The organism is Moorella glycerini, from assembly GCF_009735625.1.
Lineage (GTDB): Bacteria > Bacillota > DSM-521 > Neomoorellales > Neomoorellaceae > Neomoorella > Neomoorella glycerini.
Genome location: NZ_CP046244.1, coordinates 1,504,153 through 1,530,085, shown reverse-complemented (window position 1 = coordinate 1,530,085; position 25,933 = coordinate 1,504,153). Strand labels below are relative to the sequence as shown.

Genomic DNA, 25,933 nt, shown 5'->3' with positions numbered 1-25,933 from the left:
GCAGTGAACCATGGAACTAGAATTCAATTTCCAGTTGCTCCAGGACATTTTGAATGCGATTGCCGACAGAAGTCTGATCTGAACCGGCAAAGAGAAGGCCGACGGCGTAATTTTCGTTGTCCAGGATCAGGGAACCGCTGTCTCCCGGCTGGGCAAGGGGTCCGGTGACAAACTGGTCGCTGAACATGCCGGTTAACCCTTCTTCCAGGAGTACCTTGACGGTGGCCTGGAGGACTTTAATGGAAGAGCGGGTGATGCCACTGGAACGCCCGCTCTTTACTATGGCCATGCCCAGCTCGGGCTCCCGGACGCCCTTCACCGGCCCCAGGTCCAGGATCTCCGTGCGGATGGCCTCTTTACTTACCGGCCAGGCAACGGCGCAATCAACAATATTCTTGGCCGCCGTCAGCTTTTGCATCCTTACCTGGTAATTGGGCCGGACCAGGTGCACCAGGCGGTTGAGGATTTCCTGGAAGCGCAAAGCTCGACTGCAGGTAACCTCCTGGACCACAGGGTAAATGGGTACAAAGCGTTCCAGATAACCGATTACCTGGTCCCTGGTACCGCCATCATAGGGACCGGGCTGGAGGATGGGATCGCCGATGCTCGCCCGGCCGTCGCGGCCGCTCGTAATGTTGGCCAGGATGTGGTTATTGGAAAGGATGAGGGGTTCCCCCGTTCGCCGGTCTTTCACCACCGCCCCGAAGGTACCGGCGGTAATTTTATAGTGGCCGATACTCATCCCCGGCTGGGCCGGCCGCTGGTAATCGGTACGGCCCAGGAGCCGCAGTTCCCCTACCTCCAGGACATCGGTCTCTGCTTCTTCCAGTACCCGGGGTATCCTGGCCTCCCGGTGCAACCTGGTAACCGGTAGTTTCTCCTTAACTAAGACTACTACTGCTGGCTTCTTAGTTATCTCGCCGCGAACGCTCTTAAATCCCTTCCCTACACCCACCACGTTGGGCAAACTCAAAAGGTCTTCCTGGTACCTTGATAGGGCCCTTTCCACTCTTTGCATAATCGCCATTGCCCCCATTTTCTCCCCTATGGTATGGGCAGGTTTTGCGTTGCCAATTTACAATATGCTGTTAGGCTCGGAGTGGTGCCTGGGCCTTTAAGATAGGTTTAATTGTTGTATAATAAAATAGATCTCTCACTTCTATTTTTGGGGAGGCTTTGCAGCTTTGCAGCCAGCCATTTACCTGGATAACAGTGCTACCACTGCCGTCCTGCCTGACATCGCGGCTGTAATGCATAAAATACTGGTGGAAAATTACGGTAACCCCTCTTCCCTCCACGGCCTGGGTATGGCCGCCGAAAAGGCCCTCGCTCACGCCCGCCGCCAGGTAGCCGGTCTGATAGGCGCCCGGCCAACGGAGATCTACTTTACCTCCGGTGGTACCGAAGCCAATAACTGGGCCGTATGGGGTTTGAGCCGGGCCCGCCGCCGCCAGGGGAAGCATATTATCACCACGGCCGTCGAACACCCCTCCTTGCTGGCCGCCTGCCGGCGGCTGGAGGCTGAGGGTTACCAGGTTACCTACCTGCCGGTGGACGCCCGGGGCGTCATCCGCCCGGCTGATCTGGAAGCCGCCTTGAGGGACGATACTATCCTGGTAAGCGTTATGAGCGTTAATAATGAGATAGGGTCCCTGCAGCCTGTTGAGGAGGTTGCCCGCCTGGTCCAGAGCAAAAGCCGCGCCGCCCTGCACGTCGACCACATCCAGGGCTACGGTAAAATTACCTTGAACTGCCAGGAGCTAGGTATTGATCTCATGTCCCTCAGCGCCCATAAAATCCACGGGCCCAAAGGCACCGGTGCTCTCTATATAAAAGAAGGACTGCGCCTGGAGCCTTTGCTCGTGGGAGGCGACCAGGAAGCCGGCCGGCGGGCGGGGACGGAAAATACGGCGGGCATTGCCGCCTTTGGCCTGGCAGCCGGGCTTGCTGCCGCTGCCATGGAGGAACGGGTGGCCAGGATGCGGGAAATAAAAATTGAGCTGGCCACGAGGCTGCTGGAGGCCATTCCCGGCACGCAAATTAACGGCCCCCCTCCGGAGGAAGGCGCCCCCCATATTTTGAATGTCTCCTTTCCCGGCGTCCGGGCGGAAGTCCTGGTCCACATGCTGGAGCAAAGGGGCATCTACGTTTCCACCGGCTCGGCCTGCCACTCCCGCAAGCAGGAGGCTAGCCACGTCCTCAAAGCCCTGCGCCTGGAACGCTGGCGCCTGGAAGGGGCCATCCGCATCAGCCTGGGGGCCCTTAATACCCCTGATGAGATTGCCCCTGCTGTAGAGGCTATAAAGGAATGTGTGACGGAACTGTGGGCATTGTAGGCAAGAGCCATTACGCATAGCAGGATAGCCACTTGGTGGAGGAATTCTTATGTATACATCCCTGCTGGTACGCTACGGCGAGATCAGCCTGAAAGGCAATAACCGCCCTTATTTTGAGGACAAACTCCTGGCCAACATGCGCCGGGCCCTGGACGACCTGCCGCCCCGCGGGATGCACAAGACCTTTGGCCGCGTCTTCGTTGACCTGCATGACGACCTGGAAGCCGTAAGCCGGCGCCTGCAGCGCGTCTTTGGCATCGTCTCCATGAGCCCGGTAGTCACTGCTCCCCTGGAGCTGGAAGCCATCAAAAAAGCTGCCCTGGCCGTTTTAATGGATTCCCCCGGCACCACCTTTAAGGTCCAGGCCCAGAGGCCCAATAAACGCTTTCCCCTCACCTCGCCAGAGGTCAACCAGCAGCTGGGGGCCTATCTCCTGACCCACAGCCAGGACCAGCGGGTTGACGTTCACCATCCCGAGCGGGTTATCTATGTGGAAATCCGCGACGAAGGGGCTTATATCTACTCCCGCATCATCCCCGGACCAGGAGGGTTACCCGTGGGAGTGACCGGCCGGGGGCTGCTCCTTATATCCGGCGGCATTGACAGCCCGGTGGCCGGGTATATGGGTCTGAAGCGCGGCCTGGAGCTAACGGCCCTGCACTTCTACAGCTTCCCCTTTACCAGCGAGCGCTCTAAGGAAAAGGTCATCGACCTCTGCCGGGTCCTGGCAGGCTACAGCGGGCCTTTCCGCCTGGTGATCGCCCCCTTTACCGGGATTCAGAAGGCTATCCGCCAGCACTGCCCGGAGGAGTTTTACGTCACCATCATGCGGCGCATGATGTTCCGCATCGCCAGAGCAGTGGCTGCTAAAGAGGATGCCCTGGCCATCCTTACGGGAGAAAGCCTGGGCCAGGTGGCCAGCCAGACCCTCCAGAGTATGGCCGTCATCAACAAGGTGGTCGACCTGCCGGTTTTAAGACCCCTGGTGGCCTGGGACAAGAGCGAGATCATCGAGGTGGCCCGCCGCATCGGCACCTACGACATCTCCATCCGGCCCTACGAAGACTGCTGCACCCTCTTTGTCCCCAAACACCCGGCCACCAAACCGCCCCTGGCCCGGGTGGAAGCGGCCGAAAAGAACCTGGCCGTGGCGGAGCTCGTCGAGGAGTGCCTGGAAAGCATGGAAAGCCTGACGGTAGAGCCCGAAGATACCGGCATATAACCCGCCCTGCCGGGTACCTTCTGACTTCTACCCTGAAAACTTTGCTCTAGGCTGGCATTGTTTTGCTCGCTCCCTGGTCCTCGCGAATCAGCCTACGGCTCAGCCATGGGGCTTAAGGCAGGGTTCCCGGCCTATTCGACATCCTTGCCTTTAGAATCCGGCCGCAGGCCTCACTGTCCTCGGCCCCGTCCTCGCTCCTCGGCATAGCCTGCGGCTGCTTAACCGCTCGGACCAAGTCGCTCGCTATAAACAAATGCCAGCTCGTTATTTTCATCTTTTTGATGGTGCCGCTTCAGCGGCATGGGTGTCTTGTTTCTGACTTCTGATTTACGGGGGTATACCTTTGCGGGTCCTGTTAACCACCCTCAATGCCAAGTACATCCACGTCAACCTGACCCTGCGCTATTTGCGGGCCTGCTGCCGGGATCTCCCCCTGGATTTTATCCTGGAGGAGTTTACCATCAACGACCGGCCGGAAAACATCGCCGGCCGCGTCTACCGCCTGCAGCCGGACCTGGTGGCCTTCTCCTGCTATATCTGGAATATCGACCCCACCCTGGCCGTGATCCAGATTCTCAAAACCGTCCGGCCGGATCTCCCTATCCTCTGCGGGGGGCCGGAAGTTTCCTTCGACACGGCCGCCTTCCTGGCGCAAAACCCCCAGGTTGACCTGGCGATCACAGGTGAAGGGGAAATCCCCTTCCGCACCCTTATGGAGCAGCTGGCCGGACGACAGCATGCCCCGGCAGGGGGCCGGGAGGAACCCCTTCCCGCCTCCATAGCCCGGCCGGCCACAGGGAGGTTGGCCCCGGGGCCCGTACCCGACCCGGCAGCCATCCCCGGCCTGGCCTGGCGGCGGGGCGGGGAGGTTGTCGTCAACCCGCCAGCGCCGCCTACCCGCGACCTGGACGCCATCCCCTTCCCCTACCAGGAAGACCTGGACGCCGCCGGCAACGACCTCCGCCAGCGCACGGTATACTACGAAACCTCCCGCGGCTGCCCCTTTACCTGCGGTTTTTGCCTTTCTTCGACCACCAGGGGAATACGTTATTTCTCCCTGGAACGCGTCAAGGCGGACCTCACCAGGCTGCTGGCGGCTGGAGTCCGGGAAATAAAATTCGTCGACCGCACCTTCAACGCCCATAAAAAAAGGGCCCTGGCCATCTGGGAGTATATAGCCTCCCTCCGGCCCAAAGCCCGCTTCTACTTTGAAATCGCCGGCGACCGCCTGGACGAAGAGATGCTGGCCTTCCTGGACCGGGTGCCGCCGGGCCTCTTCCAGTTTGAAATCGGCGTCCAGACCATCGACCCGCAGGTCAACAGCCTCTGCCACCGCAGCCAGGACTGGCAGCGCCTGGCGGCCAATGTCCGCCGCCTGCGGGAAATGGGGAACATCCGCCTGCACCTGGACCTCATCGCCGGCCTGCCCGGCGAAGGCTACGCCGGCGTGGGCAAAAGTTTCGACGCCGTGGCTACCCTGAAACCCCACGAGATCCAGCTTGGCTTCCTGAAACTCCTGAAGGGGACCGCTTTGCGCGCCCGGGCCCGGGAATTCGGCTACCGCTTCGTTGACCGGCCACCCTATGAAGTCCTGGCCAGCAGCGCCATTACCTACGAGGAAATGCTCCGCCTCCACGACGTGGAAACCCTGCTCCGCTATCACGGTAACAGTCACCTGGCCGACCACGCTCTGGCCTACCTGGCCGCGGCCGCCTTTGGCGGCAGCTATTTCGCCGTTTACGAGGCCCTGGCCGCCTGGTGGGAGGCCTGGGGCCTCATGCGCCGCGGCCACAGCCAGCGGGACCTCTATAACCACCTGGCGGCCTTCACCGCCAGTTTGAGCCGGGAAGTCCCGGCCAGGAGCTTGGGGCTAGACATTCCCGGCGCTCCGCGCGGCCAGGAAGCCAGACTGGCTGCCCTGGCTACCGTCATGCCTGGCCGTTCCCGCCAGGCACATACCTCTCTGGAAGCAGATAACTGCTGCCTCCGGCCAGAAAATTATCCAGTGCGCTCGCCGGGATTCCACCCCCCGGGGCCGGCGGAACTGGAGCGCTTCTACCAGCTCCTTAAATTCGACTTCCTCTGCCGCGACCGCAGCCGCCACTGGCCGGAATGGGTGCCGCCTTCACCCCTGACAGAGGAGGAGCGTTCAAATTACATGGCGCGGATAACCGATCCCCGGTCCATAGAAAAATATATGCCGGGGCTCACGAAAGAAGCCCCGGCAAGTTTACGCCGCCACGGCTTTATCGAACTCTTCCCCTGCCGCCCGGAGAAACCGGAACACGACGAACCGACCCTCGTCTTCTTTTACTACGGCCCCCCTGGAAGTGAGGCAAAGGTATATTATTTACCCCTCATTGAAATAGAGCCGCAAACTTTTTAAATCAAGTATCGCGCCTGCTGCATAAGTAAATCAAGGCCTAATAGCCCATTGATTTTATTGTCAGGGTCGATCAGCCCAAAATCTATACTATAATCACTGATGCTAAAACTTCCAAAAGCCTCTCGATCAACCTTCTTGACAAAGGCGTATTGTTTTCCACCAACTCCATAACTGATTACAACCGGGTCTCCTTGCGTAAAGACTATTCCCAAACCTTCGACAACATCCGATGATATAATAGAATTAGCGGCACCAGTATCAATAACTATACTATCAATTAACTTTGTCTTCTCTTTATACGTGACTGAGCTGGAAACGAAAAGTAACCCTTCGCGATACTCGACCCGCATAATCAAATTACCCCTCTGAGACCAGGCCTGGTCCTTACTTCCAATTCAAACTTCTCATTGCTAGTATGGTAAACTAACGTATTCCCCTTGCTCCTTATCAATGTATAGGTGGCCTCTTGGGGATCTTTTATAATACGCTTTATTGCTACCTCTTCAACTACTTCTTTATTACCTTCAGGGTGAGATTTTAATATTTCTACTTGTATATATTTATTTGGGAAAAGCCTTCTAACCTCTTCCCACGTCATCATATCACCTTCCAACAACGTACTTCCACTTTATTTCTTGATACCTTGATACTATTTTAATATTATCCAGGTGAAATGGCAATAAATATAAATTGAGCCACGGGAGGAAAGCCCTCCCGCAGCCGATTCAACCTTACTCCCCCCTATCGTTGTTCACCTGGCTGTGGAAAATATCCTCCAGGCTCATTTCCTCTTCCCCCACCTTAACCTGGCTCACTACCCGGGTTACACCCCGGGCTTTAGCTGCCGCCTCTCGGGCCGCTTCCACCTCGGCCGGGTCTTCCACCCGGCCCTTTAAAACTATCGTGCCGTGGCCGTCAACGCTTTCGGCGCCAATATGGCGCAGGTCCACCCGCGGATCCAGGTCCATTTCCTCGTTAACTTCCATTGTCACGTCCTCGCCCCGGATGGCCCCGTCGGTGCTGATGGCGACGGCGTTGGCCACGCTTTTCACCCCGGGGACCCGCCCGACGAGTTTCCCGGCCCGCTCCTTCTCCTTCAAGGTATCGACGATCCCCTGGAGCTGGACCTCGCCCTCCACCACGTCGGCGTTCAAGCCGTAACCACGCAGGTCTTTATCCTCGCGCAGGATCTGCCGTACCTTTTCCCGTAGAGATGCATCGTCTGCCATATTCATCCCCCTCGCTGCTGATATTTCTATTATGCCCCGGCAGCGACAGGTTATAGGAGGAGGCCCTGGAAGCGCGCCTGTCTGGATAGGATCAACCCCCAAACAGGGCCTTGCCAAAAGCCAGAGGGTGGATTATATTAATATTGACAACCTTACATGGAAAAATGGACAGGTGCCCCCGGGAGGGGGAGAATAGGGAAGTCCGGTAACCGCTTTTAGGGGCGGCGATCCGGCGCGGTCCCGCCACTGTGAGCGCGGAGTTTGCGATATAACGCCACTGGGAAAACTCCCGGGAAGGCATGGCAAACAAGGAAGCGCGAGCCAGGAGACCTGCCTGTCCATGGGACCTCTCACCTTCGCCAGGAAAGGGGAGAAGCGAGCGGGGATGATGGTAAAGTCCCCAGCCTGAAAACGGCTGGGGATTTTTTGTTGAGGGTGGCCCGGCCCCCTGGATTACCACTGACTAAACTCCCAGATGAAAGGAAGGCGAAGCAAACATGTCAAAACCGGTAATATCTCCCTTGAACGGAAAGGCAAGCCGCTGGACGGCCAGGCGCCTGGCCATCCTGGCCATGCTCATCGCTTTATCAACTGCAGGAGCCAATTTAAAAATACCCAGCATCACCGGCACGCCGGCCTTCGATTCCTTCCCCGGCTTTCTCGGCGCCCTCATCCTGGGTCCCGCCGATGGGGCCCTGATAGCTTCCCTCGGGCACCTGCTCACAGCCTTTACTGCCGGCTTCCCCCTCACCCTGCCGCTTCACCTGGTTATTGCCGCCGGCATGGGCGGCGTCGTCGCCCTCTTTGCTCTCTTTTGCCGCTTTTCCCCCTGGTTGGGAATAGCAGCTGGAATAGTACTCAACGGCCTTTTGCTCCCGGCGCTGTTTATCCCCCTGCCGGGGTTTGGTAAAGCATTCTTCTTGGCCATGGTCGTGCCCCTGCTGGTGGCTTCCACCCTGAACATCGTCCTGGCCGCCATGGCCTTCACCAGCCTGCGCCGGGTAGTTCCTGCCAGTTATGCCGCCGGCCGGGGGAAAGGGGAAGGTAAATGACCCCGGCCACCCCATCCCCCCGCCGTTACCGGGATTTGACCATCCTGGACCTGGATGAGCAAAGGGTCCTGGTGATCGCCTGCGATTCCGCCGGGGCCATCGGCCCCAAGGAAGCCGACGTGGTGCGGGTGCCAGGGTACATCCTGGGGCGCTTTACCGCCAGGGTAGCCCTGATGGAAGTCCTGGCGGCCGGGGCCTGGCCAGTATGCATCGTCAATACCCTCTGCGTAGAGCCAGAACCTGCAGGCACAGCCATCCGGGAGGGTGTGGCCGACGAGATCCGCGTGCTGGGCATAGACCCGGAGAAAGCCCTCACAGGCAGCAGCGAAAAAAACGTCCCTACATCCCAGTCCGGGATAGGGGTCACCGTCATCGGCATGGCGGCAAAAACAAGCCTCTTAATGGGACGCCTGGCTGCCGGCGACGCCCTGGCCCTCTTCGGGCGGCCCAAGGTCGGGGCCGAGGTATTCCTTGAGGATCAGGAAATCGTAGATCTAAAAACCGTGCGCCTGCTGCTCGCTCAGCCGGGAGTCCGGGAAATGGTTCCCGTCGGCTCCCGGGGAATCCTGGCCGAAGCGCAGGACCTGGCCGCTTTATACGGGCTGCAAATCAACTGGCGGCAAAACCTCCCAGAGCTGAACCTGCACAAATCGGCCGGCCCCGCCACCTGTATCCTCGCTGCCGGCGACCCGGCCGCCCTTGAAACCGCGGGGTGCAGGACGAAAAAACCCTTCTGCCTGCTGGGCACCCTGGCTACTTAAAAAGAATAAACACTTCTTTTAAGCCCTTTAACATGGCCTCCTGCCACATCTCTTCCAGGGTTATTTCCAGGTTGCTTATCATCCGTTCCACGTCCCAGGGGTTACATGCATCCAGGATCGGGCTACTTTAACCTGCATGCCGGCAGGTATTTGGGGTTGATAACACTCTTCAGCCAGGTCATGATGGGGCGGAATTCGTCCGAGGTCAGTTCTTTAAAGCTCCCGCCAGTTTCTGAAGGCGTTCTACCAAAGGAATACACCCGCGATTACGTTGGCGGTTGCTGGCTTGACTTAGTCCGTTGACTTAGTCTATATTAGTATAGTAGAGGTGATTTGAAATGTCTTTACAAGTAAATATTCATGAAGCCAAGACCCATTTTTCCAAGCTGTTAGCCCAGGTGAAAGAAGGCCGGGAAGTAATTATTGCCAAAGCTGGCAAGCCAGTGGCGCGCCTGGTCCCGATAACAAGCGATAAGCCTGAACGACACCCCGGCAGCGCCAAGGGCAAAATCACTGTAGCCCCGGATTTTAATGCCCCCCTGCCCGAAGCTATTCTTAAGGAGTTTGAAGAATGAAAGCTCTCTTAGACACCCATGCGCGCCGCCAGCTGTTGGGAAATGGCCATTAAAGCCCGCCTGGGCAAGCTAGAATTGCCCGCTAATATTACATCCTTTATCCCCGACCAGATGGCTATCAATACTATTACTCCCCTGGCTGTGGAAATAAGTCACGCCCTGCACGTTTATACCCTTCCCAACCATCATCGCGATCCTTTTGACCGGCTTCTCGTTGCCCAGGCCCAGGTAGAAAACCTGCCTATTCTTACCGCCGATCCCCAAATTGCCCGCTATACAGTCAAAATAATATGGTAAGCGCCTGATTAAGACACCTGCTTAAAGGTACGGGTTTGTAGCAGGGCCTGGATAATCCTGACATTAGCCTGCGTGTTCTTCCGGATGGCTTCCCTACCGGCAGGCCGCAGCCGGTCCAGCGGGTGCAGGTCGGCCTCGCCGCAGATATCCACGCCGCATACCTCCCTGGTACGGCTGATCGCCTGCAGAAGCAGGAGGAGGTCCGCCAGGGACATCTCGCCCTGCTCCCAGTTGGTGATAGCGTCCCGGGGATGCAGAACGTCTTTATCGACGCTGATATAGACGGACCGGGTGGGGATCAGGGTGATAATTCTGCTAAAGGTATCTTCCGGCCCCCGGAGCCGGCGGGGTGGCCGGCCCGGCCGGGTTCCCCGGTCGAGCCGGCACAGTTCTCCCCGCACTTGCTTATAAGGAACATATACGACCTTCCGCAGCAGGCCGGGATCAACCCCGATGAAGCTATCCGGTCGGGCGCCGATGATAACCGCTTTTTTAAGGTTGGGCAACCCCAGGGCCCAGGCTACCCAGGAACTGCAGGAAAGGAAGGCAAAGGCGGGGGAAAACTTGATGTCGGCATGGTTATCAAAAAGGACCAGGGTGAAAGGGCGGTCTACAGTCTGCATAAGCAGGTAAGAGACATAGTGGTAGTCCCCGCTCCCAAGGAAAAAGATCCCCTTTTTGCCCCGGATCCTCCCGGCGATCTGGCTTAAAGTCGCCTGATCGCAGAACAGCCTGGTCCCCCTGAGGTCCCTCAAGTCCACCTGGCTATGGATAAAACGGCGCAGTTCCTCCTGCATGGTCAGGGTGTCGTCAAAATTGAGCAGGGTGACGGCCATGGAGCTTGAGACACCCATCTGAAACCCTCCCCGCAACAAGTTTGACTGATAGTTCTATTTTAACCCTTCCGGAAGCGAAAATAAACACCGGGCGCGGTGTTACACAAAAAAGCACCCTCGAACGGGTGCCTGGAATCAATCCATAGTATTCTTCAAGCCGCCTTCTCCAGCACAATCTTGCCGTCCCGGGCGACGGCCCGGACCTTGTCGCCGGGGGCAATTTTCCCGGCCAGCATTTCATCGGAAAGCTGGTCTTCGATGAGAGTCTGGATGGCGCGCCGCAGGGGACGAGCGCCGAAGGCCTCGTCGAAGCCTTCTTTGATAAGGATCTCTCTGGCTTCATCAGTTACTTCCACAGAGAGCTTATTCTCCTCCAGGCGGCGGTTCAGCTCGGCCAGCATCAGGTCGACAATCTTCCTGATGTCGTCCCTGGAGAGGGCATGGAAGACGATCAACTCGTCGATGCGGTTCAGGAACTCGGGCCGGAAGGTCCGCCGCAACTCTTCCATGATATGCTTCTTCATTTTCTCGTAGGACTCAGCCGCCACTTCGCTGGTGGCAGCTTTAAAACCCAGGCTCTCCCGCTTGATGGTGCTGGCGCCGATATTGGAGGTCATGATAATCACCGTGTTGCGGAAGTCCACGGTGCGGCCCTTGGCGTCCGTGAGCCTGCCGTCGTCCAGGACCTGGAGCAGCACATTAAAGATGTCCGGGTGGGCCTTTTCAATCTCGTCAAAGAGGACGACGCTGTAGGGCCGGCGCCGGACGGCCTCCGTTAATTGCCCGCTTTCCTCGTAGCCGACATAGCCGGGCGGGGCGCCCACCAGCCGGGAGACGGTGTGCTTCTCCATATACTCGGACATATCGAAGCGGATCATGGCGTCTTCGTCGCCGAAGAGAGCCTCCGCCAGGGCCCGGGCCAGCTCCGTCTTACCGACACCGGTGGGTCCCAGGAAGATGAAGGAACCGATGGGCCGCCTGGGGTCCTTGAGGCCCGCCCGGGCGCGGCGTACAGCCCGGGCCACGGCATGAACGGCCTCATCCTGGCCGATGACCCGCTGGTGCAGGACGTCTTCCAGGTGGAGGAGCCGCTCGCTTTCCTCCTGGGCGAGCTGGGTAACGGGGATACCCGTCCAGCTGGAAACAATCTGGGCGATGTCTTCCGGAGTCACCACGGATTTCTCCAGGCCCTTTTCCTTCTGCCACTCGCCTTTTTTGGCTTCTAACTCCTCTTTAATTTTCTTTTCCTCATCCCTCAAGGCAGCCGCCTTTTCAAACTCCTGGGCGTGAACGGCCGCCGCCTTTTCCTTCTCCAGTTCTTCCAGGCGCGCTTCCAGCTTCTTGACGTCGTCGGGAGCAGTGTAGACTTTGAGGCGCACGCGGGAGGCAGCCTCGTCCACCAGGTCGATGGCTTTATCCGGCAGGTAGCGGTCGGTGATGTAGCGGTCGGAAAGCCTGGCCGCCGCCTCCAGAGCTTCATCGGAAATCTTCACCCGGTGGTGGGCCTCATACCGGTCCCGCAGGCCCTTCAGGATGGCTATAGTCTCCTCCACCGTGGGCTCGCCGACCATGACGGCCTGGAAACGACGCTCCAGGGCGGCGTCCCGCTCGATGTGCTTCCGGTATTCGTCAATGGTAGTGGCGCCGATGGTCTGCAGTTCGCCCCGGGCCAAAGCGGGCTTTAAGATATTGGCGGCATCGATGGCCCCCTCGGCCGCCCCGGCGCCAATAAGGGTATGCAGCTCATCGATAAAGAGGATGACGTTGCCGGCGGCCCGGACTTCATCCATAACCCGCTTGAAGCGTTCTTCAAACTCGCCCCGGTACTTGGTGCCGGCCACCATGCCGGACATATCCAGGGCCACCACCCGCTTATCCCGCAGGACTTCCGGTACCTGGTTCTGGACAATCTTCTGGGCCAGGCCTTCGACGATGGCCGTCTTGCCCACGCCGGGGTCGCCAATTAAGACGGGATTGTTTTTCGTCCGGCGGCTTAGTATCTGGATGACCCGTTCAATTTCCTTCTCCCGGCCAATAACCGGGTCCAGCTTGTCCTCCCGCGCCAGGCGAGTGAGATCCCGGCTGAACTGATCCAGGGTGGGCGTCTGCCCCGGCCGCTGCTGCTGCATCTTGGCCGCGCCGGGGGCTCCCATGGCCTGGAAGGCCCCTCCTCCGGGGAACCCGGCCATGCCAAAGGGCAGGTTGCCCAGGAGGACGGTCCAGCCGCCGGCCTGGGGCTGCTCCCCGGCACCGCCCAGCAGGGCAATGACCTGCTGGCGGATTTTATCGGGGCTAAGCCCCAGCCCGCTCAAGACCTGGGCCGCCAGGCCTTCGCCTTCTTCCAGTAGACCTAAGAGAATATGTTCTGTCCCCACATAATTTACGCCCTGGCGCCGGGCTTCTTCATTGGCCAGCTCCAGGACCCTTTTCGCCCGCGGTGTCAGGCCAATATCCCCACCGGCAGGGGCTTCCCCCGGCCGGATAATTTTACGCACTTCCTCACGTACAGCTTTGACGTTAACACCCAGGTTGGTCAGGGCCCTGGCGGCGACGCTGTCGCCTTCCCGCAAGATACCCAGCAGGATATGTTCGGTCCCAATGGCCGGGTGATGCAATGCCCTGGCTTCTTCCTGGGCCAGGCGCAGTACCCGGTTAGCCCTTTCGGTAAAACGCGGTGACATGATTATTCCACCTCCGGAAATTAATTTATCCGCCTTGTGGCCCATGCGGATTACTACCGTTAGCCACTCAGCCTGCTAAAAGTTCCCGTACCATGGCCGCCCGGCGCACATCGCGCTCAAAGGGCGTCATCTCTTTCCCGGCGGTAAACTGCAGGTAGGCCGGCTGGATGCGGACCATAAGCTGGTTTATCAGCCGCTGGTCGAGGCCACGTAAAATTTTCATCTCTACTCCCAGGCGGACATCCGAAAGCAGCTGCAGGGCTTCCTGGGAACTCAAGATGCGCGCGTTGGTCAGGATGCCGTAGGCCCGGCCCACGCGGTCCTCCAGCTGCCAGCGGTTTTGCTTGCGCAGTAGTTCCCTGGCTTCCCTTTCCTGGTCGGCCAGCCGCACAGTTACCGCCGAAAGGTTATTAATAATCTCTTCTTCCGAACGGCCCAGGGTGATTTGATTGGAAACCTGGAAGATATTGCCCTGGGCTTCTGTTCCCTCGCCATAGAGGCCCCTGACCGCCACTCCCACTTTGGTCAGGGCCGTCAATACCTGCCCGGCCTGTTTGGTCAACACCAGGGCCGGAAGGTGCAGCATGGTGGAAGCCCTTAAGCCCGTACCGACATTAGTAGGACAGGCGGTAAGGTAGCCCCTTTCCTGGTCAAAGGCAAAGTCCAGTTCGTTTTCCAGGGCATCGTCGGCAGCGTCGGCCAGGCGCCAGGCTTCATGAAGCATCAGGGCCGGTAAAAGACACTGCAGGCGCAGGTGATCTTCTTCATTGACCATGATGCTAATGGCCTCATCATCCCGTAAAACTACTGCCTTCTCCCCCTTGCCTTCCGCCAGGTCCGGGCTGATGAGGTGTTTCTCCACTAGTATTTGCCGCTCCACCGGCGACAATTCTCGTAAGGTCTGGAGCCTTAATTCACCAACGGCCTGGAAAACCCCTGGCGCCCGGATGGCCTGGCCCACCTGGCGGATAACCTTCACTTCCTGGGCTTCGTTCATCAAATTGGGAAAGGGCATCCCCTTCAGGTTACGGGCCAGCCGGATGCGGCTGGATATGACGATGTCGGCCTGGGGACCGGAACCTTCCATCCATTTGCTGTTACGCTCTAAATTCAGGCTCATTGCCCGCCCCCCTGTTCTCCCAGGCGATTCTCCAGGTCGCGAATACGGTCCCGGACCTGGGCAGCCTTTTCAAATTCTTCCTGCTCGACTAGCTGCTGCAGCTGCGCCCTCAATCTTTCAATCTCCCGGCGCACCCGTAAATTGCCACCGGCCCGCCGAGGCACTTTGCCGCGGTGCTGGCTGCTGCCCTGGATGCGCCGGATCAGGGGGTCCAGGCGCGCGGCCAGGTAATGGTAACAGTCGGGGCATCCCAGCCGCCCCGTCTGGTGGAATTGCTCGTAGCTCAGGCCGCACTCCCGGCAGCGTTCCCCTGCCGGCGGGGCTTTGACCTCCAGGCCCGGCTCATAATCCAGCAACCCGGCTAAAAATTTGGGAATGGAAAAGTTGAGCTGGGGTTGCATTTCCCGGGCACACTCCTGGCAGAGGTAAAGCTCCGTCTTGTCGCCGTTAATAATCCTGGTGACGTGAACACTGGCCGGTCTCTCCTGGCATCGTTCACAAAGCATTTTCTAGCCCCCTTTTATCCTTCGCTGGGGAAATCATCGCGCATTAAGGTTAAAATTATAGCCTTCATAATGCAGGCCCGCACCTGGTCGCGCCTGGGTAGTTCCAGGGGTAAAGCCTGGCGGTTAATGGCTGCCGCCAGGAGCAATTGCTCCCGCCGGGTTAATAACCCCTCCTCCCCCAGGCGCTCTAGCAACTCCACGGCTGCCTCCTGGGAGATGTATTCACCAAGGGCTTCATGCACCCAATCTTTTAGCCGCTCCTCGGCATTTAAGGGTACCCTGGCAATGCGGATATAGCCACCGCCACCCCGGCGGCTTTCCACCAGGTAGCCCCTTTCAATGGTAAAGCGGGTGCTGAGGACATAGCTGATCTGCGAAGGTACGCAGGTAAAGCGCTCGGCCAGCTCCTGGCGCTGCAACTCTACTATCCCATCGGCACTGCTTTTTAACAGCCACTTGATGTAGTTTTCTATACGATCGGCCAGGGTTTTACCTTCCATCCATTGGCCCACCCCCCTTGGATCTCCCTTTTGAATTTGACTTTCTTTCTCCTTTTGACTTTCCTTGACTATTTTATACTGCAAAAACTACCTTTTAGCAATATCAAGCTGTACCTGTTTTATCCAATTCCTGACTTTCTGATACCTAAAAAGCTATCATACTCCTTTTTTTAGACTATTGCTGGCTAAATCGCCTGTTTTTAAAGAAGGCTATAGAATTGTCCCCTTCTAGCCATACTAGAGTTACATTAGTTCCAGTTGCTGGTACTTTTTATATAAAGGAGAAGATTACCTTGACCCGGACGGAGATAAAAGCAGTCTTAACGCAAGCTGTTGCCACTCCGAATCCCCTGTTGCAGCAACTCTTGAACCATGCCCTCACCGGCGGTAAGGGCCTGCGGCCTACCTTAGTTTTATTATGTGCCCGTTTCGGCATGCATGATACCCTGGAAGTCCAGCAAGTGGCGGTCGCCATAGAACTTATTCACCTGGCCTCCCTGGTCCACGATGACGTCCTGGACGGGGCGACCGTCCGCCGCAACCTGCCGGCACTCCATTGCCTCTATGGGACCGTGGCCGCCGTCCTCACCGGTGATTACCTCTTTGCGACCGCCTTTGGTCTCCTGGCCAGAAGCAAAAAAGCCGTTCTCACCACGGTTACCGAAGCCATCCGCTCCATGTGTAGCGGGGAAATCCAGCAATTAACAGTTACTGGCCCCGACACAAAGGCCTATTTCACCTATATCGGCCAAAAAACGGCCACCCTCTTCAGTGCCGCCTGCCGTTGCGGTGGTATCCTCTGCCGTTTAAAGCGTCCCCAGCAGGATTATTTAGCCAAATTCGGCTGGCACCTCGGGCTGGCCTACCAGGTTGTTGACGATTACCTTGATCTTTTCGGCTCCGCCGCCAAGATGGGCAAACCCAACCGCCAGGACCTGGCTCGCGGCATCCTTACCCTGCCTGTTTTACGCTTGTTAGAGCTTTCTCCACAGGCCGCCCTGTGGCAGGAAAAAATAAGCCGCGGCCTGACAGCCACGGAAACAGAGGAACTGATTGCTGCCGCCCGGCACTTAAACTGTGATGAATTTACGGCTGCCGTAGCAGGAGAGCAAATTGCCCTGGCCCTGGAGGCCCTGGATAAACTACCGGTAAACCCGGCCCGGGAAGAGCTGGCTTTACTGGCTACCCGTACCCTGGCCCCCCTCGAGGAATTAATTTAAGTTGCCCTGGCCGCTAAATTACGCCAACCCGCCGCAGGGTTTTACAAAGAAGGTACAGGTTCTGGGAGAAGCTACCGGCAGCCCGGAGGACCGCCTCGCTGGTAGAAGCCTGTTTCTGCCTGGCTACTTTGGCATCGGAAAGGTACAGGGCCGGCAAGCCCCGGACAACCATCAGGTGGAAGGCAGGGTCAGGGAGATCTTGTGCCTTTTCCAGGGACTGTTCCAGGAAAAACTGTAACCGCCGGCCGGCCTCCTCTTCATCGCAGTAGAAGGCGCAAAAGTTTAGATCGCCCCCTTCCCGGTCCTCCTGCTGGTCAATAAAGTAATCAAGCAGGATATGTAAACCCCCGATCCAGGGAAAATAAGCGTTTTTTAGCCTGGTTACCTCCGGCGCCGTTAGTTCTTCCCTGGCGGCCACGGCTATAAGGGCAAAGATACCCAGGGTTGAGCCTGTGGCTGCCGCCAGTTCCCACCAGTAGATAGGTGCGGGTATTTGTCCCAGTAAAGGTTCCAGCCAGGACTGTAACCTCTCCTGTCGCCTGGTTATGTCTATATGCTTGGTCGCCTGGAGGCGGCAGTATAAATCGGCCAGGTTCAAGATTTCCTCCTGTACTATTTTATATCCTGGCAGTACCATCAGGGCCTGCCGGCAGGCGCGGACCAGGGCCTGGAGATAACCGCCATCCTGGCGGTAGGGGTAGCTGGCATAATAGTCATGCTCTGCCCTCCCTGGACTCAGGGCATCGGTAAAGGCCAGGTGCAGCTGGCGAAATGCCTTTTCATCCAGGACACCGGCCCGGTCACAGAGGTTATCCAGGTAGTCACTAATGGTTTGCAGGGCTACAATGGCCTGGAGGATTTGCTGCCGGTACCGGGGTGGCCAGGCGGCATAGACACTACCCCCCTGGCAGTGGAACTTCTTTAAAGTAAGGCTCGCCAGGGCCTGTTGACTTAGTTCCGGTTCCGGGCTGCTGGCTGCCAGGTGTCGCCAGCGCATTAATTCCTTGTTCACCGCCGGAAAGGCCTGGAAAAGCAAGCGCCCCAGGATAACCAGATTCCCTGCTGCTTTTGGCATTATCTAATCACTCCATTAGCCACATTATAACCCGGGGGAGTCAATATATACCTGGCTGGGTGGCAGACCAAAACCTGCTCAAGGGGTCAACGTTCCCGCAGAAGCAGAGTAGATAACCTGGAGGCAAGAGTTATTTAGCAACAAAAAAGCCCCTCGTAGGGAAACCCTAACAGGGGTTGAGGGGAATGGCTCCCCGGGCAGGGCTCGAACCTGCAACCACCCGGTTAACAGCCGGGCGCTCTACCATTGAGCTACCGGGGAATGTATAGGTAGAGCATGGAGGGGTACTCCATGCTCTTTTGGAAAAACTTCCTGGCAGTGTCCTACTCTCCCGGGGAATTCTCCCCAGTACCATCGGCGCTGGAGGGCTTAACTGCCGTGTTCGGGATGGGAACGGGTGTTTCCCCTCCGCTATTACCACCAGAAATCTTTGGTCTCTTCTGTTGTTTGTTCCCTCAAAACTACCCAGCGAGGTTGACGTTTTACCCACTCTTCGTTCATGGTCAAGCCCTCGACCGATTAGTACCGGTCCGCTCAAGGGGTTACCCCCCTTACACTCCCGGCCTATCTACCTGGTAGTCTTCCAGGGGTCTTACTGGCTTATGCCATGGGAAACCTCATCTTGAGGTGGGCTTCGCGCTTAGATGCTTTCAGCGCTTATCCCTTCCAGACTTGGCTACCCAGCGGTGCCCCTGGCGGGACAGCTGGTACACCAGCGGTCTGTCCATCCCGGTCCTCTCGTACTAGGGACAGCTCCTCTCAAGTTTCCTGCGCCTGCGATGGATAGGGACCGAACTGTCTCACGACGTTCTGAACCCAGCTCACGTACCGCTTTAATGGGCGAACAGCCCAACCCTTGGGACCTACTTCAGCCCCAGGATGCGATGAGCCGACATCGAGGTGCCAAACCCCGCCGTCGATGTGGACTCTTGGGCGGGATAAGCCTGTTATCCCCGGGGTAGCTTTTATCCGTTGAGCGATGGCCCTTCCACTCGGGACCACCGGATCACTAAGCCCGACTTTCGTCCCTGCTCGACCCGTCGGTCTCGCAGTCAAGCTCCCTTCTGCCTTTGCACTCTACGCGCGATTTCCATCCGCGCTGAGGGAACCTTTGGGCGCCTCCGTTACCTTTTAGGAGGCGACCGCCCCAGTCAAACTGCCCACCTGACACGGTCCCCAGACCGGTTTACGGCCTCGGGTTAGAATTTCAGTGCTTCAAGAGTGGTATCCCACCGTCGGCTCCCCACTACCTGGCGGCAGTGGTTCGCTGCCTCCCACCTATCCTGTACATGAAACACCAAAACCCAATGTCAGGCTACAGTAAAGCTCCACGGGGTCTTTCTGTCCTATCGCAGGTAACCCGCATCTTCACGGGTACTACAATTTCACCGAGCCCTTCGTTGAGACAGCGCCCAGATCGTTACGCCTTTCGTGCGGGTCGGAACTTACCCGACAAGGAATTTCGCTACCTTAGGACCGTTATAGTTACGGCCGCCGTTTACTGGGGCTTCGGTTCAGAGCTTCGCTTGCGCTAACCCTTCCCCTTAACCTTCCAGCACCGGGCAGGCGTCAGCACCTATACTTCAGCTTCCGCTTTAGCAGGCACCTGTGTTTTTGGTAAACAGTCGCCTGGGCCACTTCTCTGCGACCCCCTCGGGCTCTAGCAAGTCTTTACTATCACCCTAACGGGGTACCCCTTCTCCCGAAGTTACGGGGTCATTTTGCCGAGTTCCTTAACGAAGGTTCGCTCGCGCGCCTCGGGATCCTCTCCCCACCTACCTGTGTCGGTTTGCGGTACGGGCACCCGGAGCCCTCGTTAGAGGCTTTTCTTGGCAGTTTGGGTTCGACCAGTTCGCTACTTGAATTTCGCTCCCCGTCACCTCTCAGGATGTGTGTGAGACGGATTTGCCTGCCTCACTCCCTACCGGCTTGGACGCACACGACCAACGGTGCGCTGTGTCTACCCTCCTGCGTCACCCCTTCCTGTTAACGGCCTCCAGGTGGTATCGGAATTTCAACCGATTGCCCATCGCCTACGCGTTATCGCCTCGGCTTAGGTCCCGACTTACCCTGGGTGGACGAGCCTTCCCCAGGAACCCTTAGGTTTTCGGCGGGCAGGATTCTCACCTGCCTTCTCGCTTACTTATGCCGGCATTCTCTCTTCTGTAAGCTCCACTGCTCCTCCCGGTACAGCTTCGCCGCTTACAGAACGCTCCCCTACCGAACTGAGTGCCCCACTGCTACTTCCAGCGGCTTGAGCCGCCACTGGCAGCACCAGTGGTGCACTCAGTTCCCAAAGCTTCGGTAACGGGCTTGAGCCCCGCTAAATTTTCGGCGCAGAGTCACTCGACCAGTGAGCTATTACGCACTCTTTAAATGATGGCTGCTTCTAAGCCAACATCCTGGTTGTTTAAGCAACTCTACATCCTTTCCCACTTAGCCCGTCTTTGGGGACCTTAGCTGTTGGTCTGGGCTGTTTCCCTCTCGACTACGAATCTTTGCACCCGCAGTCTGACTCCCAAAGTTGTCTTAACGGCATTCGGAGTTTGAAAAGGTTCGGTAACCTGGTAAGGCCCCTAGCCTGATCAGTGCTCTACCTCCGTTAAGCTACCTTTGAGGCTAGCCCTAAAGCTATTTCGGGGAGAACCAGCTATCTCCGGGTTCGATTGGCATTTCACCCCTACCCACAGGTCATCCGCCGGCTTTTCAACGCCGGTCGGTTCGGGCCTCCACGAAAGTTTAATCTCGCTTCACCCTGCCCATGGGTAGATCACCCGGTTTCGGGTCTACGTCAACGAACTTAACGCCCTCTTCAGACTCGCTTTCGCTCCGGCTCCGGGTCTTCCCCTTAACCTCGCTCGTTAACGTAACTCGCCGGCCCGTTCTACAAAAAGTACGCCATCAGGCTTTAACGCCCTCTGACTGCTTGTGGGCATACGGTTTCAGGTTCTCTTTCACTCCCCTCCCGGGGTGCTTTTCACCTTTCCCTCACGGTACTAGTGCGCTATCGGTCGCTAAGGAGTATTTAGCCTTGGAAGGTGGTCCTCCCGGATTCCCACGGGATTCCACGTGTCCCGTGGTACTTGGGGTCCTTCCCGAAAACTTCGGCCGTTTCGGATACGGGGCTTTTACCCCCTATGGCCGGACTTTCCAGTCCTGTTCTCCTACGGCCTGCGCCTTCGCGGAGTAGCTGCAACTACTCCCGGAAGCCCCGCTACCCCTTATGCACAACGGTTGCAGCCTTCTCCATGCATAAGGTTTGGGCTCTTCCCTCTTCGCTCGCCGCTACTGGGGGAATCGCGTTTGCTTTCTTTTCCTCGGGGTACTAAGATGTTTCAGTTCCCCCGGTTCGCCCCCTTAGCCTATGTGTTCAGCTAAGGGTACCTGGATATTACTCCAGGTGGGTTGCCCCATTCGGGTATCCCCGGTTCGACGCCTGCTTGCGGCTCCCCGGGGCTTTTCGCAGCTTACCACGCCCTTCTTCGCCTCTTAGCGCCTAGGCATCCACCGTACGCCCTTCCTAGCTTGACCATTTCCTTCTCGTAGGTGGGTCCTCGTCTTCCTCGCTGTGCAGTTTTCAAAGAACAATCATGGTGGAGATGAGCGGATTCGAACCGCTGACCCCCTGCGTGCAAAGCAGGTGCTCTCCCAGCTGAGCTACACCCCCACACCAGAAGTGTGAGGTCTGAAGTCGGAAGTCTGATTTTATTGTAGGAACTAGCTTCGCCAGTTCCTGCTCTTTTCCGACCTCTGACTTCCAGCCTCTTACTTCTTTTATGGTGGGCCTGGGTGGACTCGAACCACCGACCTCACGCTTATCAGGCGTGCGCTCTCACCTGCTGAGCTACAAGCCCTTACCTTTCAGGGAACTGGTCCCTGAAAACTAAACAGTGGATTGAGCCAGACGACCGACCTGGGAACAGGAAGCAGGAAGCTGGAGATCGGAGGCAGGATAAGAGGTGGAAATTCGCCAGCGGCGAATTTCTCTTGCCTTATCTCCTTCCTTCTTGCTTCTTGCCTCTTCCATGCTCCTTAGAAAGGAGGTGATCCAGCCGCACCTTCCGATACGGCTACCTTGTTACGACTTCACCCCAATCACCAGCCCCACCTTCGACGGCTCCCTCCCTCGCGGGTTGGGTCACCGGCTTCGGGTGTTGCCAGCTTTCGTGGTGTGACGGGCGGTGTGTACAAGGCCCGGGAACGTATTCACCGCGGCATGCTGATCCGCGATTACTAGCGATTCCGACTTCATGCAGGCGAGTTGCAGCCTGCAATCCGAACTGAGACCTGCTTTTTGGGATTTGCTCCCCCTCGCGGGTTCGCCCCCCTTTGTACAGGCCATTGTAGCACGTGTGTAGCCCGGGATATAAGGGGCATGATGATTTGACGTCATCCCCACCTTCCTCCGGTTTGTCACCGGCAGTCCCTTTAGAGTGCCCACCTTCACGTGCTGGCAACTAAAGGTAAGGGTTGCGCTCGTTGCGGGACTTAACCCAACATCTCACGACACGAGCTGACGACAACCATGCACCACCTGTCTCCGCGCTCCGGTAAAACCGGCACCCCGGTGTTTCCACCAGGTTCGCGGGATGTCAAACCCCGGTAAGGTTCTTCGCGTTGCGTCGAATTAAACCACATGCTCCACCGCTTGTGCGGGCCCCCGTCAATTCCTTTGAGTTTCAGCCTTGCGGCCGTACTCCCCAGGCGGGGTACTTATTGTGTTAACTGCGGCACTGGAGGGGTCGATACCTCCAACACCTAGTACCCATCGTTTACGGCGTGGACTACCAGGGTATCTAATCCTGTTTGCTCCCCACGCTTTCGCGCCTCAGCGTCAGGGTCAGTCCAGAGAGTCGCCTTCGCCACTGGTGTTCCTCCCGATATCTACGCATTTCACCGCTACACCGGGAATTCCACTCTCCTCTCCTGCCCTCAAGCCCGCCAGTTTCAAATGCACCCCCCAGGTTGAGCCTGGGTTTTTCACATCTGACTTGCCGGGCCGCCTACACGCCCTTTACGCCCAGTAATTCCGGACAACGCTCGCCCCCTACGTTTTACCGCGGCTGCTGGCACGTAGTTAGCCGGGGCTTCCTCCTCAGGTACCGTCACCTCTTATCGAGACTTCGTCCCTGATGACAGAGCTTTACAACCCGAAGGCCTTCATCGCTCACGCGGCGTCGCTGCGTCAGGCTTTCGCCCATTGCGCAAGATTCCCCACTGCTGCCTCCCGTAGGAGTCTGGGCCGTGTCTCAGTCCCAGTGTGGCCGGCCACCCTCTCAGGCCGGCTACCCATCGTCGCCTTGGTGAGCCGTTACCTCACCAACTAGCTAATGGGACGCGGGCTCATCCTTCAGCGGTCACTCACGTTCCCTTTTCTTCTACCGGAGATGCCTCCAGCAGAACGTATCCGGTATTAGCACCAGTTTCCCGGTGTTATCCCGGTCTGAAGGGTAGATTACCCACGCGTTACTCACCCGTCCGCCGCTATCTTTAACCCGCTTCCTCCGAAGATTCCGCCGGGTCAAAGACCGCTCGACTTGCATGTGTTAGGCACGCCGCCAGCGTTTGTCCTGAGCCAGGATCAAACTCTCCGTAAATATCTTGCCGCTACTTCCGTAGCGCCTTCTTCACGTTGGCTTGATCCCTGTCCTTATCCTATACAGGGTCCTCGCTTTTACGTCTGGCTCCTTACCACTGTTCAGTTTTCAAAGACCAGCTTCGCTGGACGCGACTTTTTTATTCTATCACTTCTTCAGCCCGGTGTCAAGAGTTTCTTCCCTCGTCACCACTGCCGGCGGATTTCCTGCCGGCAGGTTCGTATTTTACTACGGAACCCGTCGTTTTGTCAAGGGTCCCTTTTGATTTTAGTTCCTTGGTGAGCGCCCCTGCCGGGACGCAGGACATACTATAACACGCAAAACGGGTAGCGCGCAAGGCTTTCTAAAGCCAGCTAACGACTACCCGTCATAGTTACCTTGATAAAATTCTGGCCTTCCTTGTTTTTTCTAGCCGATACTCAAGGAAGCTTATTCTTCCCTGGGTCGCATGGTAGGGAAAAGGATAACATCCCTGATGGAGGGCGCGTCCGTCAGGATCATCACCAGGCGATCAATGCCGATACCCATGCCGCCGGCCGGGGGCATGCCATACTCCAGGGCGCGCAGGAAGTCTTCATCCAGCATGTGGGCTTCTTCATCACCTGCTGCCCGGGCGGCCATCTGGGCTTCAAAGCGCCGGCGCTGGTCCAGGGGGTCATTCAGTTCGGAGAAGGCATTGGCCAGTTCCCGCCCGGCTATAAAGGCTTCGAAGCGGTAAGTAAGTTGCGGGTTTTCTTTTTTCCTTTTGGCCAGGGGGGATATGGCCACCGGGTAATCAAGGATAAAGGTGGGCTGGACCAGGTGGGGTTCCACCCTGGCCTCAAAGACTTCGTTAACGATTTTCCCCCATTCCAGGCCGGGTTCGACTTCCACCCCCAGGCCTGCTGCCGCCTGCCAGGCCTCTTCCCTCGTTGTTAGCCTGGAAAAGTCCACTCCGGTATATTTCTCAATGGCCGCAAACATGGTTAACCTCGGCCAGGGCGGGGCCAAATCCAATTCCTCGCCCTGGTAAGTAACGGTAGTCGTCCCCAGGGCTTCCCTGGCGACAAAGGCCACCATCTCCTCCAGGAGGGTCATCATATCTTCATAGTCGGCATAGGCCTGGTACAACTCCAGCATGGTAAATTCGGGGTTGTGTTTGGTGGATATGCCTTCGTTGCGGAAAATACGGCCCATCTCGTAGACCTTTTCCAGGCCGCCCACCAGCAGCCGCTTTAAGTGCAGCTCCAGGGCAATGCGCAAATAAAGATCGATATCCAGGGCATTATGGTGGGTAATAAAGGGCCGCGCCGCCGCCCCGCCGGGGATGGTGTGCATGCTCGGTGTTTCCACCTCTAAAAAGCCCCGGCTATCCAGAAAGGTGCGTATGGCCCGTAAAACCCCGGCCCTGGTAATAAATACCCGCCTTACTTCCGGGTTGACAATGAGGTCGAGGTAGCGCTGCCGGTAGCGCAAATCTACATCCCGCAAGCCGTGCCATTTCTCCGGCAGGGGGCGTAAACTCTTACACAGCATGGTTAGTTGATGGACTTCCAGGGAGATTTCCCCGCGGTGGGTGCGAAAGACCTTGCCTTTAACACCAATAATGTCACCGATATCCAGCCTCCGGAAAAATTCATAGGTTTCCGGGCCAACATTGTCGATGCGGATATAGAGCTGGAGGCGACCGTCCCGGTCCTGTAAATCAACAAAGGAGGCTTTACCATGCCCCCTGATAGCCAGGATCCGTCCCGCCAGGGTTACTTCCTGCCCTGCCAGTTCGTCAAAATACTGGTGAACGGCTGCCGTGGTATGGGTACGCTCAAAACGACCCCCATAAGGGTCGATGCCTTCCTCCTGGAGCTGCTTTAACTTTTCCAGGCGCACCGCTATTAAATCGTTTTCAACTTCCAAAATTGTTGTTCCTCCTATTGCCCTCTGGCTATATCAATTATCTGGTAACGCAGGGTCCCGGCCGGTACCTGAATATTTATTATTTCTCCAATACGATGGCCCAGGATGGCCTTGCCTACCGGCGACTCGTTGGAAATCCGGTTCTCCGCCGGGTCGGCTTCCATGGAGCCGACAATTTCGTATTGCAGTTCCTCCCCTGCGTCCATATCCTTTAAAGTGACCCGGGAGCCCAGGGAGACAACGTCACCCGGTACCTCGCTGGCGTCAATAACCCTGGCGTTACGCAGCTTTTTTTCCAGGGTAAGAATACGGCCTTCAATGAAGGCCTGCTCGTTTTTGGCGTCCTCGTATTCGGAGTTCTCGCTGATGTCGCCGAACTCAATGGCCTGCTTTAAACGTTCGGCGACCTCCCGCCTTTTTACCGATTTAAGGTACTCCAGCTCTTCTTCCAGTTTCTTCAACCCGCTCATGGTTAATAAGGTTTCTTTTTCTGCCATCCTCTGCTCGCTCCCCTTCAATTACCACATCGTTTTAGGGCACCGGTGCTATCTCAATATATGTCCTTTTGCGTTCCTTTATGCGGCCGGTCCACAGGTCCAAGTACCATAACAAGCACCGGAGGCTTTCTCCAGTGCTTGTTGGGCCAT

The 25,933-nt window shown here is 57.4% G+C and carries 20 protein-coding genes, 3 tRNA genes, 3 rRNA genes and 1 riboswitch; of the genes, 8 read left to right on the top strand and 18 right to left on the bottom strand.

The features are described 5' to 3' along the window. Nucleotides 1–16: 16 nt before the first annotated feature. Nucleotides 17–1,018, bottom strand: coding sequence for a chymotrypsin family serine protease (locus tag MGLY_RS07690; protein ID WP_156272791.1), 1,002 nt, complete (start codon nt 1,016–1,018; stop codon nt 17–19). A 166-nt stretch (nt 1,019–1,184) separates the two neighbouring features. On the opposite strand from MGLY_RS07690, the gene MGLY_RS07685 reads away from it, so the two are divergent. From MGLY_RS07685 to MGLY_RS07675, 3 genes are all read left to right on the top strand, one after another. Continuing rightward, on the top strand, nt 1,185–2,336 hold the full coding sequence (locus MGLY_RS07685; protein WP_156272789.1) for a cysteine desulfurase family protein: 1,152 nt from the start codon (nt 1,185–1,187) through the stop codon (nt 2,334–2,336). 49 nt (nt 2,337–2,385) lie between these two features. Further along, nucleotides 2,386–3,558 (top strand): tRNA uracil 4-sulfurtransferase ThiI, encoded by a 1,173-nt coding sequence (thiI, locus tag MGLY_RS07680; RefSeq protein ID WP_156272788.1) that lies wholly within the window; start codon nt 2,386–2,388, stop codon nt 3,556–3,558. A 343-nt stretch (nt 3,559–3,901) separates the two neighbouring features. Beyond that, nucleotides 3,902–5,944 (top strand): B12-binding domain-containing radical SAM protein, encoded by a 2,043-nt coding sequence (locus tag MGLY_RS07675; RefSeq protein ID WP_156272786.1) that lies wholly within the window; start codon nt 3,902–3,904, stop codon nt 5,942–5,944. Here MGLY_RS07675 and MGLY_RS07670 read toward each other — a convergent pair. The 3 genes from MGLY_RS07670 to MGLY_RS07660 form a co-directional block, all read right to left on the bottom strand. Then, nucleotides 5,941–6,294 (bottom strand): retropepsin-like aspartic protease, encoded by a 354-nt coding sequence (locus MGLY_RS07670; protein ID WP_211662106.1) that lies wholly within the window; start codon nt 6,292–6,294, stop codon nt 5,941–5,943. The two genes, MGLY_RS07675 and MGLY_RS07670, sit on opposite strands and share 4 nt — an antisense overlap. 2 nt (nt 6,295–6,296) lie before the next feature. Continuing rightward, nucleotides 6,297–6,542, bottom strand: coding sequence for a hypothetical protein (locus MGLY_RS07665; protein WP_156272785.1), 246 nt, complete (start codon nt 6,540–6,542; stop codon nt 6,297–6,299). Nucleotides 6,543–6,675: 133 nt separating this feature from the next. Then, nucleotides 6,676–7,173 carry a BON domain-containing protein gene (locus MGLY_RS07660; RefSeq protein ID WP_170290967.1) on the bottom strand — a complete coding sequence of 166 codons (498 nt, stop codon included), beginning with the start codon at nt 7,171–7,173 and terminating at the stop codon, nt 6,676–6,678. Nucleotides 7,174–7,326: 153 nt separating this feature from the next. Then, nucleotides 7,327–7,525, top strand: a riboswitch (cobalamin riboswitch). A gap of 169 nt (nt 7,526–7,694) precedes the next feature. Here MGLY_RS07660 and MGLY_RS07655 point away from each other — a divergent pair. The 4 genes from MGLY_RS07655 to MGLY_RS07640 all read left to right on the top strand — a co-directional run bounded on the left by MGLY_RS07655 (nt 7,695) and on the right by MGLY_RS07640 (nt 9,858). Next, complete coding sequence (locus MGLY_RS07655) at nt 7,695–8,225, top strand: ECF transporter S component (protein ID WP_246187439.1); 531 nt, start codon at nt 7,695–7,697, stop codon at nt 8,223–8,225. Beyond that, complete coding sequence (locus tag MGLY_RS07650) at nt 8,222–8,986, top strand: AIR synthase related protein (protein WP_156272781.1); 765 nt, start codon at nt 8,222–8,224, stop codon at nt 8,984–8,986. The genes MGLY_RS07655 and MGLY_RS07650 overlap by 4 nt, the downstream gene beginning before the upstream one ends. 338 nt (nt 8,987–9,324) lie before the next feature. Beyond that, nucleotides 9,325–9,561: a type II toxin-antitoxin system Phd/YefM family antitoxin gene (locus MGLY_RS07645; RefSeq protein WP_156272779.1), complete on the top strand. Its 237-nt coding sequence runs from the start codon at nt 9,325–9,327 to the stop codon at nt 9,559–9,561. 42 nt (nt 9,562–9,603) lie between these two features. Next, complete coding sequence (locus MGLY_RS07640; protein WP_156272777.1) at nt 9,604–9,858, top strand: type II toxin-antitoxin system VapC family toxin; 255 nt, start codon at nt 9,604–9,606, stop codon at nt 9,856–9,858. An 8-nt stretch (nt 9,859–9,866) separates the two neighbouring features. Here MGLY_RS07640 and MGLY_RS07635 read toward each other — a convergent pair whose 3' ends face one another. The 5 genes from MGLY_RS07635 to MGLY_RS07615 form a co-directional block, all read right to left on the bottom strand. Next, nucleotides 9,867–10,712, bottom strand: coding sequence for an arginase family protein (locus MGLY_RS07635; protein WP_156272775.1), 846 nt, complete (start codon nt 10,710–10,712; stop codon nt 9,867–9,869). Nucleotides 10,713–10,846: 134 nt separating this feature from the next. Further along, a complete protein-coding gene (locus tag MGLY_RS07630; protein ID WP_156272773.1) occupies nt 10,847–13,375 on the bottom strand; it encodes an ATP-dependent Clp protease ATP-binding subunit in 2,529 nt (842 codons plus the stop codon). Between the two features lie 67 nt (nt 13,376–13,442). Continuing rightward, entirely contained in the window at nt 13,443–14,495 is a 1,053-nt protein-coding gene (locus tag MGLY_RS07625) for a protein arginine kinase (protein WP_156272771.1), read from the bottom strand. After that, the gene (locus MGLY_RS07620; protein WP_156272769.1) at nt 14,492–15,001 is read right to left on the bottom strand and encodes a UvrB/UvrC motif-containing protein; all 510 of its coding nucleotides are present in this window, start codon (nt 14,999–15,001) and stop codon (nt 14,492–14,494) included. The genes MGLY_RS07625 and MGLY_RS07620 overlap by 4 nt, the downstream gene beginning before the upstream one ends. A 14-nt stretch (nt 15,002–15,015) precedes the next feature. Continuing rightward, complete coding sequence (locus tag MGLY_RS07615) at nt 15,016–15,501, bottom strand: CtsR family transcriptional regulator (protein ID WP_156272767.1); 486 nt, start codon at nt 15,499–15,501, stop codon at nt 15,016–15,018. Between the two features lie 293 nt (nt 15,502–15,794). Between MGLY_RS07615 and MGLY_RS07610 the strand changes: the two genes are divergently transcribed. Next, nucleotides 15,795–16,721, top strand: coding sequence for a polyprenyl synthetase family protein (locus MGLY_RS07610; protein WP_156272765.1), 927 nt, complete (start codon nt 15,795–15,797; stop codon nt 16,719–16,721). A 13-nt stretch (nt 16,722–16,734) separates the two neighbouring features. On the opposite strand, the gene MGLY_RS07605 is transcribed toward MGLY_RS07610, so the two are convergent. The 9 genes from MGLY_RS07605 to greA all read right to left on the bottom strand — a co-directional run bounded on the left by MGLY_RS07605 (nt 16,735) and on the right by greA (nt 25,783). After that, nucleotides 16,735–17,796, bottom strand: a complete 1,062-nt coding sequence (locus MGLY_RS07605; protein WP_156272763.1) for a tetraprenyl-beta-curcumene synthase family protein — start codon at nt 17,794–17,796, stop codon at nt 16,735–16,737. 186 nt (nt 17,797–17,982) lie between these two features. Continuing rightward, a tRNA-Asn gene (locus tag MGLY_RS07600) sits at nt 17,983–18,057 on the bottom strand. A gap of 49 nt (nt 18,058–18,106) precedes the next feature. Then, nucleotides 18,107–18,221 (bottom strand): 5S ribosomal RNA (gene rrf, locus MGLY_RS07595). Nucleotides 18,222–18,295: 74 nt separating this feature from the next. Further along, nucleotides 18,296–21,327 (bottom strand): 23S ribosomal RNA (locus MGLY_RS07590). Nucleotides 21,328–21,387: 60 nt separating this feature from the next. After that, nucleotides 21,388–21,463: transfer RNA gene (locus tag MGLY_RS07585), tRNA-Ala, on the bottom strand. 110 nt (nt 21,464–21,573) lie between these two features. Beyond that, nucleotides 21,574–21,650 (bottom strand) — tRNA-Ile (locus MGLY_RS07580). A gap of 182 nt (nt 21,651–21,832) precedes the next feature. Beyond that, a 16S ribosomal RNA gene (locus MGLY_RS07575) occupies nt 21,833–23,393 on the bottom strand. The 16S, 23S and 5S rRNA genes sit together here with 3 tRNA genes alongside, the layout of an rRNA operon. 429 nt (nt 23,394–23,822) lie before the next feature. Next, nucleotides 23,823–25,289, bottom strand: a complete 1,467-nt coding sequence (gene lysS / locus MGLY_RS07570; RefSeq protein ID WP_156272761.1) for a lysine--tRNA ligase — start codon at nt 25,287–25,289, stop codon at nt 23,823–23,825. An 11-nt stretch (nt 25,290–25,300) separates the two neighbouring features. Further along, nucleotides 25,301–25,783 (bottom strand): transcription elongation factor GreA, encoded by a 483-nt coding sequence (gene greA / locus MGLY_RS07565; RefSeq protein ID WP_054937912.1) that lies wholly within the window; start codon nt 25,781–25,783, stop codon nt 25,301–25,303. Nucleotides 25,784–25,933 lie beyond the last annotated feature (150 nt).